Source organism: Streptomyces graminilatus (assembly GCF_001418565.1).
Classification (GTDB): Bacteria; Actinomycetota; Actinomycetes; order Streptomycetales; family Streptomycetaceae; genus Streptomyces; species Streptomyces graminilatus.
On sequence record NZ_LIQQ01000377.1, the window covers coordinates 1 to 9041 of the forward strand.

2 protein-coding genes and 1 pseudogene are annotated in these 9041 nt (G+C 68.8%); all 3 read right to left on the minus strand.

What is annotated here, in order from left to right; translation table 11 throughout:
- Positions 1 to 1379, minus strand: a pseudogene (locus AOK08_RS46050) (hypothetical protein); the annotation flags it as partial.
- A 58-nt stretch (positions 1380 to 1437) separates the two neighbouring features.
- Entirely contained in the window at positions 1438 to 4005 is a 2568-nt protein-coding gene (locus AOK08_RS29555) for a hypothetical protein (protein ID WP_055531729.1), read from the minus strand.
- Positions 4002 to 8870, minus strand: coding sequence for a DEAD/DEAH box helicase (locus tag AOK08_RS29560; RefSeq protein ID WP_055531732.1), 4869 nt, complete (start codon positions 8868 to 8870; stop codon positions 4002 to 4004). The genes AOK08_RS29555 and AOK08_RS29560 overlap by 4 nt, the downstream gene beginning before the upstream one ends.
- Positions 8871 to 9041 lie beyond the last annotated feature (171 nt).

Here is a 9041-nt window from a genome sequence, read left to right on the forward strand (position 1 = left end):
GCGTAGGCTTCCGGGGGGATCACCTTGGGGGCCGATTCCGCGGGGACGGATTCCGCGCCTTGTACGGCGGCCTCGACGGGCGGCTTCTCGTCTGTGGGGCGGAACAGGAGCTGCGTGTAGTTTCCAGCCGGATACGCCAGCCACCGGCTCTTCACTGCGGTGGGGAGCAGAGCGAGGATCTCGGCGGGGTCGTGTTCGTCGGCGTGCAACTCCACCATGGTCAGCAACGCGTCGAGGGCCTCGGCATCCTCAAGGTCCGCAGCTTCCCAGTCGGAGACGTCGAGAATGGCGCGTGCGCGTTCCCAGGCGGTCACGAGATCTTGGGCGAGTGAGGCATCGGCATGTCGGCATGCCAGCCGTGCCACCTGGGCGAGCCGCTCCCGCAGGGGCGCGGTGGACAGCCGGTCCAGCGCCGCGTCGGTTTCCCTCCGGAGATGGGCCAGATCTGCCTGTGCCGGTTGTGCTCCGTGTGCCCGCAGACCACGTGCCGCGACATCGAAGGCCTCGGCGACGCTGCGCAGCGCGCTCAGATCGGCGTCAGCCGGGCGGGCTTCGGCGGCGATGGCCGCTGCCGTACGGCGAGCCGGTTCGGCAGCGGCTTCCAGCGTTTCCTTGACGGACTGCAAGGCAGCGCCGAGCTGGTCTGAGTCAGGACGCTCGGCGACGAGCTCGACATCGATCCGAGGCGGGCCATCGGCTGCGTCCTGCTTCTTTTCCCCTTCCTCCTCCTCGGCTGTCGAAACCGCGTCAGGAGCCAGCTCCACCACCCGTCGCGCGGCCGACAGGACCTCCTCCACCGGAACACCCATGTCCGTCATCCAGGGCTGGATGAGTGCCCACGACCAGATGTGAGCGCTGTCCACCCTTGCCCCGAGCTGTGCCCAAGCGGTCAGGCGCAGGAGGGCGGGGCTCCAACGATGTGTGAGGGGCCGCGATGCTTCTTCCGGCACACCACCGGTGTGCTCAAAGCCGGCCAGTGCCAGGTCATGGAAGACAGGCTGGGTCAGATGGCAGGCTGCTTGCCGCGCTCGCGGACCTTCCGGATCTCGCTGGATACGAGTCAGTACGTCATGACAGAGCGCTCGGTTGACCCGGGTGCCGTCGATGGGGATGCGGAGCGTACTGAGCAGATTGCGACGCCGCTGCACAGGTGTGGAATTGAGCGAGTGTTCAACGTCCGCCTCGGTGAGCCTGGACAAGGCGCCGGCCAAGGGCGTGGGCGTCGCTGATCGCGTTTCCGTGAGCGCGGTGGAGAGCGCTTCGAGGGCCGCGAGCAGGTCCGGGGAGATGCCCTTCCGCAGCAGAGGTCCGAGGTCGACTGGATAGGGGGTATCGCTCTCCCCGGCTGGGGTGGTGCGGGATTGCCGGGACAAACTCATACAAGCTCCAACATGGCCGATCGATGGTGTGGACACGCCCGTGGACGTGGGCGGAGGGTCAGCGCCCGCGCTTGTGCGGGCGTACGTAGGTGAAACCGCGTGGCAACTCGGGAGGACCGCTCAACCGGAACCGGCGGTGGTCCTCGCTGTAGAGCACGCGTTGCTCATCGGTCGCCTCATGTCCGAGATGCCCGATGCGTCGTAGGAAACCGGCAACGCCGTGCAGTTGTACTGGTTGATCCGGCCGTGCCGACGCCTGCTGGTGCAGGTCATTGGCGTAGGAGCCTGCCCGCACATCGATCCGATGCGGCCGGTAGCAGACGAGTTGCACGATCGGCTCACCTCGTCGGGGCGGATGATGCGTATGGCCCCCCTCGTCCCGGCTGCCCCGTGCGATGGTCAGCTGCCGAGTGGCGAGCAGTCCGGTGAGGGCGGTTTCGATGCGGCCGGCCTCGACGGGGGCGCCGTTCATGACGGCGTTGACGGCTGCCGGAACATCCCTCCGGGCCAGCATCGCCTGTCCGAACCGGTCCAGCAGGCCGAGCCGACGGATCGCGGTCAGCAGTAGCTGACGAGGAGCCGGACCCTCGATCGGTTCGATGTCGGCTGGGACTCCGGCGGAGCCATCACGGGTGAGCACCATCGGGTCGTAGCGGTGCTCGATGAGGTCTCCGTCGACAGTTACTGGTTGGGGCAGCAGCGTCGTCCGCGCATGTATCACGTTGCTGCCCCGCTGCCAGGTGAACGAGAGCCAGATCCCGGGAAAGAAGTCCAGCGGCCAGGCGATCCCGTCCAACCGGGTTCCTGTCGTGCTCGCAGTGACACGCGTGTCGTGACAGGCTTCGGCAGCGGGCAGCTTGACTCCGGCGTGTTGGAGCACGACCCGTACAGGGCGGGCGGGAGAGCCGGAGAGAAGGAACTCGTCACCGATGTGCCCGGGGATCGGCAGGTACTCCTGCATCACATGCGCCAGCCGGAGCGGCTGATACCACTCGGCCTGGCTGTCATGCGCCGTTGGCAGGTGGGGAGCGCCAAGATCGCTGTCGTCGGGCCAGAGCGGGCCGGGGGTCGACTGCCCGGCTTCCGCGTCCGGCGGGCTGCCTTCGGTGTTGTCGTCGGTCCTGCCCCCCGTACCGCTGTCAGCCCCGACATCGGCGGAGGCCGGAGGAGTCGGCCTGTCCGGGTGTTCCCGCGCAGGCTCGCTTCGGTTCACGGGGTCTTCCCCAGGGGCCGCAACGGGCGCGATCGCCGAGCCGGCCGGCCCTGCGTCGGCCCCAAGTGTTGTTTCGCCTTCCGAGAGGTGCGTCGCCCGCACCTCGATGTCCGGCCCGGGAGCCTGTGGCCCGCGGGCCCTCGACGGAGGGAAACTCTCTGCCCAGCCGCAGCCTGCCGGTTCGTCCGTGAAGCCACCCCAGGGCTCGGTCTCCGTACGGTCCTTGGCGAGCACGGCACGCCACACGCCGCCCCCTTGCCAGCGGTCGTCCAGGGTCAGCCGGACGCCGGAGGAGAGCAGTCCGGTTGTCTCTTCGTGCTCGCGCCGTGCGTAGTCGGCCAGGACGGAGTTGGCATGGCAGACAGCCAGCGGGTAGCCGGTGCCGCGTAATGCGTCCTGCCATTCCGGACGAGCCCGCAACGTTTGGCCGAGCGCGGTGTACACCGGCCGCGATTCAGAGAGGGTGGCACGGCGGCCCGCCCGGGGAACGGCCTGACCCGCCGTCGACTCGGCCAGGCGGACCAGGTCGTGCCGGCCCAGAGGGCCTGGATCCCCGAGCCGCTGGGCCATCGAGGCCTGAGTGAACGCGTACTCCCCCCACACCCGAGCCGCATCGAGCGACGCCAGCGCCTGCCGCACTGTGCCCATCAACCCCCGGACGGCCGTCATGAGCTCGTCGTCCGAGCATCCCGGAGCGAGCAGCAGAGGGAGAGGAGTCGGCGCCAGGGCGCTGGTCAGCTGATCACGGCCGCGGGTCACGAGATACCGGGCGTAATAGTCGGTGTCACCGAGGTCGGCGTCCGCGAAGTCGTACCTGGACTCGACAAGCAGGTGCCCGAACGAATCGGTCCGTCCTTGGCGGCGCAGCCGCTGGAGGCGCTCCGCTGTGGGTGCCATCCCCTGCCCGAAGGCCGCGCTGTCGAAAACGAGCCGCTCGAAAAGGGAGGGAGCCTCGTCGGGTACGAGGAGCGCGGGCCCCCGGGCACCAGAGGGCGCACCAGAGATCCAGCCGGGGACCCCTCCGTACGGATCGAGAGCGGGGTGAGCCCCCTCCTTGTAGACGATCTCTGCGGGCAGCAGGTCACCGCCCGTGCGGATGTTGATCATCGCGCCGACGGGCAGCGCGTCCGGGCGGTCGCCGCGCGCGACCGAGGGGAAGTCCCCGAAGTCCAGCGGACCTCCCACGTATCCGCCGGCCTCGACGTCGTAGCCGAAGTAAAGGGCGTTGAAGGCGACTGTCGTGTGGACGGGGGCAGCTCGGTGTGCCACGACCGCCCCAAGGTAGACCAGCAGTCGCTCCCGCGTCGCGGGATCGCAGGCGTCCAGGCCGGTGACCATGTCCTGGGTGATCAGCGGGTCGTCGTCGTACGGCCGCCACACCCGGCCGGAAGTGATCTCTGCCGCGGCCGTCATGCTCCTCCTCCCGTCGGCGTGGCGAAGCGCGCGCCGGCCAGCGGCACACTGCGCCAGAGCCCGCCCGACGACGTCAGGCGTGAGGATTCCGCCAGCCGGGCAATGCTGTCCTCCACCGCACGCAGGGGAAGGTCGGCCTGTGCTCCGAAGTAGCGGCTGCCGATGAGCCCCTGGGGCAGCCGAACACGTCGGCCCAGCTTGGGTGAGTACGAGCTGTCCTCACCGCGCAGGGCCCGCCACACGCTGCGCGGGTGGACACCTCGCGGCACTGCCCAGACCAGCCGGAAGACCTGCTCGTCAAGGCGTTTGCGCCGGGACTCCGGCTGTGCGGCGCTGTCGATCGGACGGGGCTTAGGTGTCAACAGCGCCTCGGCGGCCGACGGCATGGTCTCGCCGACCGGCCAGTCGGGCTTTCCCCAGCACGCGCCACACCGGTTGGCGGCTGTGGTGCAGCAGGCCGCCGGAAGCTCGGTTACCCCAAAGTAGTCGGCGAACTTACGGTGGGCACAGGTGGAGGAATCATCGAAGAAGTCGCGCAGCCGGTCGATCTCCGCGGCGGCCCGCTGCGCCTTGCCGGAGAGGGCCGTCAGGAAGTCCCGCGGGAGCTCGGTGGTGTGGACCTCGATCCCGCTCACCCAGTGACGACTGGGGGCGGCGGAGACGTCCAGCAGACCGCGGTCATGGAGATCGCTGAGCAACTGCCATGTACCGGCCGGGCTTTCGGACAGCTCGCGATATTCTCGCGCCCGCGCGGCGAGCCAGTGGTCCAGGGCCTTGACATCGAGCCGGGACAAGGTCAGTGCGGGTGCTTCGAGGGTTCGATCGGACAGGCTGTTCACCACGCTCAGGGCTTCGAGAACGGCGGGCTCTTCGTCGTCCTCGGGAGCCAGCTCGCCCCGGCGAACCTTGCACAAGGGCGGAAAGTCGCCATGGTCGGTGACCGCTCCCAGCCGTGACAGCTGACTGAAGGCGCGCATCAGGCCGGCCACATACGTGTCGGCGGTGCGAGCCGAACGTCCCTCCTGCTCGGAGATCCGGCCCGACCGCACATCCTCGCCGATCAGACGATCGGTGATCTCCCGGGCATCCAGCACTGTGTCGCAGGCCAGTACGGCGCGTCCCATGCGCGTCAGCAGACCGGGGTGCAGATCCTGCCCGGTCATGAAGGCCACCGTGCGCAGTCCCTTCGTGGTCAGGAGCGCCAGAGCGGCGTTGGCCGGGGCGGCGTCGTCCGCCGCTGATCCACTGCCCGCCACATCGCGTCCCGCGCGCCCCAGTTGCTGATAAAGCGACGCCATGTCGGTCGGGGCCGATACGCAGAACACGGTCCGGATGTCGTCGCGGTCGATACCCAGGCCGAACGCGGAGGTCGCGACGACGACCAGGGGCGAGAACCCCTCCTCTCCGAGGCGAGGAGCCTCACGGAACTCCGTCATCACGGCCGACTTCTCGGCCTGCGTGAGCCTGCCGTGGAATCGGCGTATCCGGAGGCCCGAATCGCCGAGGTACTCCCGCAGGTACGCGTGAAGGGCCACGACCTCTTTGACCGTGAGGCAGTAGAACACCGCGTGTCCCGTGAGCGCCTCCAGGACATGCCGAGCCAGGCCCGCCACCACGGCCGGACTCGACTGCCTGAGGGAACGCCGGAAGAGCGCCAGCTCCGGGCGGATGGGGTTTTCCCGGACGGTCACCAAGCCGCCCTGTGTCACGGGGCTCGTGGCTTCCGAGCGGGCAGCGTCACTCCCGGGCGACGGCGGGATCTCGGGCACCTCGAAGACACCTGTCCGCAGGCCACTGTGTACGGCGTGGTTGGCAGTGGCGGTCAGAGCGGATACCGGCAGCGCGTGTGTCTGGCGCAGCTCACTCAGGAACTGCTCGACCCGCTGCATGCTAGGCCGGAAGTCGTCCCACTGGACTATGGTGTGCGCCTCGTCCAGCACGATCCGGCCAACGGTGCCAGCTGCCACAGCGGCGCGGACCAGCTCCCGGAACCTGCGCTGACAGAGGCGCTCCGGGCTGACATAAATGATCTTGATTCCGTGGTCCGCCCGATTGAGCAACTGCTCCGCGACCTCTGTCTTGCCCGCCCTGCTGCTGGAGTCCCGCAAGGGCGCGATCAGCGCACGCACGGCGCCGCCGATGGAGCGGTTGAGCTCCAGTGCCTGGTCCTGCATCAGCGCCACGAGGGGGCTGACGACAAGGGTCACACCGGGGAGGACCAGTGCGGGGAGCTGGAACGTGAAGCTCTTGCCGAAGCCGGTGGGGAGCAGCCCCAGCACGTTGCGTCCTTGGGTGACTGCCTTGATGACGGCGCATTGGGCGGCCTTGAGGCGGAACTGGCTCGGATCGTCCATCAACCGGAGCAACCCCGCCACCTCTGCCGCCCTCTTCAGTACCTCCCCTTCCAGTTGGCCGTCGGCCGACAGTTTCCCGGCCTCCTCCGCTGACAGTTCCAGCTGCCTGATGCGCAGGGTCTGCGGCAACAGAGTGTGTCGCTGGAGCATTTCGGGCTCGGAGAGCTCGTTCGCGCGCTGCGGGGAGACGATGCCGTGGCGGGCGTAGAAATCCCAGATCCGCGCCCACCCCCGGGCCATCGTGACGACGTTGCCCCCTCCCGGCTCGCCGGTCCGGGGATCTGGGCGGAGCAGTCCCTCGTCGAGGCTCCCCAGAAAGGCGCGGCGATAGGCGCGGCGCAGTGCTGTGTGCCCCGCCAGTTTCCGATCGCTGATCACGATCACACCGCGGTGACGCTCCGAGCGGATCAGGCGTCCCACCGCCTGGCGCAGTTGAAGGGCGGCGAGTGGGATGTAGTAGTGCTCCGTCGCATGAGCGTCCGGGTCTTCCAGCCCTGCTGCCTCGGCCTTTGCGCACAGCGCAGCGCGCCGGGCCTCCACCAGTGGCGCCGCGAACGGTGCGAAGGGCAGCTTGTTGATCCACACGAGGCGTAGCCGTTCGGGGTCCGAGACGTCGACTCCTTGCCACAGACCCTTGGTGCCGACCAGAATTCCACCCCCGCTCTGAGGGTCGGCGAACTGCTCGAACCCTCGGGCGTTGCCCGTCGCGAGTGCGCTGATCACCGGAGTGGGGTCGCCGCGTCGGCGTAGCTCAGCGGCCACGAACTCCGAAATGCCACCGGCGGTCGAGCGCGCAGTGGTGAGGACGAGGGCTCCTCCGTCGGTGCCTGCGTCCGCGAAGCGCGGCCGTGCCGCTTCGGCCGCGTAACCGGCGAGCTGATGGGCGGCGGTCCGCATGGCACCCTCCTGTTGCTCGGACCAGGAAGGGAAGTCGGAGAAGCAGACCAGTTCCGCCTGCTGCCCGAGATCGAACGGGCTGTCCACGCACAGCGTCGCAAGCCCGGACAGTCCCAAGCGACCCATGACGAAGTCCCAGTTTCCCGCCACACGCAGCGTTGCCGACACGTAGTACGTACGGGGGAAGGAGCCCAGGAAACGCTGCCATCGGGCATCGCCGGGAAGTTCGACGGGGCTGGAGGACAGACGGAAGCGGTAGTGGCGCAGTCCTGTGAGCGGGATGGCGAGTTCTTCGCCCCACACGATGCGGTTGGGCAGCGGAGAGGGGAACAGCCTGTCCTGGAAGGCGTCGGATCTCTCGTCGGAGTCGGTCCCCGTGCTCTCGTCAGCCGCATCACCGAGATCGGTCTCGGCGTCCGTGTCGGAAGCCTCGGTGTCGGCCGGCGTCGGGTCGGTCGTGCGCGCGGCGTCTGAGGGGGCGCCCCCGAGTATCTCCCGGAGGTCGGCCAACAGGACATCGGCGGCCTCGCGTATCTGGGACACATGCGTCAGCAGAGCGTTGAGCGCTTCGAGGGCGAAGAAGTCGAGGGACGGCGAGTGAGCCTGCGCAAAGCCGGCCAGCGCCCGCTCCAGCCTGACACACACGGACGACAGCCGGCGGACCAGCAGCTTGAGAGTTCGAACCTGAGAGACTCCGATGCCGCTGCCGTACGGGCTGGCCAGCGTGACGGAACGGGAACCGACGACCGAGGAGTCCTGGCCACCTAGTACGTCGAAGGCCCGACTTGCGGCCTGCGGGAGGGACTCGTGGTCAAGAAGAGTCTCCAGTTCTGCGGCCGCATCGGTCACCCGGTGCCGGGCCGGGCCGGCCAAGGCGTCCCTCAGCCAGGTCCGGCAGGACCCCGCGAGTTCCTCCACCGCACCGTAGTCGAGGGACACCGTCAAGGCAGAGGTGGCGGCGTCCTCCAGCAAGTGCGCCTCGTCGACGATCAGCATCGTCTCGCCGGGGAGGGTGCGAAGGTCTTCGAGGTGGGCCAGCAGTACCGCGTGGTTGGCCAGCACCAGCCGGTGGGAGGCGATTGCCTCGTGCACCGTGTTCGTGTGTACGGCCAATGCCGAGCTCGCGGTGGGGGAGTAGTCTCCGCCGGTCTGGGAGAGCGACTGCAGCCACAGGGACAGCAACGGTCCGCAGTAGGAGTCCAGGAACGCAGGCACATCGACCGGATCCACCGACCTGGCGGTCCATGCTTCGGGGGCGGCAGGGGACCTGATCAGCCGGAGTGCGAGGAAGACTGCCAGCTCGCGGAATTTCAGCTGTTCCACGAACCGCGAGCGGCCCTGCCTGTCGCTCTGCGAGCCGGATCCGGTCGCGTCGGACAGAGCAGTGACCAGGGCGCGCAGCGAGAGCCGGTTGGCTTTGCCCTTGATCAGGTCCGCGGCCTCCAGAAGACCGGGCATGGCACGGTTCAGCGTGTCGACGTCGCGGGCGAGCTGGCTCTGCAGGTGCTTGGTGAAGGTGGCGATGACGACGCTGCGATCCGGGGCACCGCCGAGCCAGTCCATGGCCGCGGCGAGTACGGCGAAGCTCTTGCCCGTGCCTGTCGGTGCTTCCACGAGGGCTGAGACTCCGGCGTCAGCCCAACTGTGCAGCCCCGAGGTCATCCGCTGCTGGGCCAGGCGCGATCGAGCCCCCGCCCCGTGGACCACCTTGGCCAGTTCCCCCGCGTCCACACGGCCGTTGGAGCGAAGCCGCTCGGGAACCGCGAGGGGCGCCCGGCCGGGCGC